General features: G+C 42.7%; 1 pseudogene. It reads right to left on the reverse strand.

Annotation, left to right across the window (positions count from 1 at the left end):
• Positions 1–65 precede the first annotated feature (65 nt).
• A pseudogene (locus A3766_RS07925) lies at positions 66–648 on the reverse strand (hypothetical protein); the annotation flags it as partial.

Consider the following 648-nt stretch of genomic DNA (forward strand, 5'->3'; position numbering starts at 1 on the left):
TATCTCTGTTCCTAATGGACCTATTGCTTCTAGCATAGTTGGTTTTAAATCCTATATAGAAAAGTTTAGGTATGAGCCTGGTCGTGTTCTGTATTAGAAATAGCTAATAACTGACTATGTTTGAACAAGTGTTCTGATACCACGCTTCCTTCAATGACAAGCTTCTCTTTTAGATCTTCTGAGATCGATTCTAGCGCCTGTTTGTTTTCATTGCGAATCTTCATGGCCGATTTGTAGGCTTTATCAATAACATTGCGTATTTCACCATCTGTCTTAGCAGATAAGCCTCCCAGCACAGGGTCTTCTCGTTTCGCTCCGAATGACATAATGCCAAGATCAGAAAAGCCTAATTCTCTGACGTAAGCACCAGCAAGGGAGGTTGCTTTCTTTATGTCGTCGCTAGCACCGGAAGAAATCAAGTCTTCGCCAAACATAATCTCTTCCGCTGCTCTTCCACCCATCAAAACGGCTAAACGATCTTCGATTTCCTTCTTTCTAATCAGAGTATCGTCATTCTCTTCCAAGAACATGGTTACGCCACCAGCATTACCACGAGCAATAACCGACACTTTGTGAGGGTCCGGGTGGTGAGAAGACATAGCGGCTACAATTGCGTGTCCTACTTCATGAACAGCTGTCGTTATTTTG

Source organism: Oleiphilus sp. HI0132 (genome assembly GCF_001635845.1).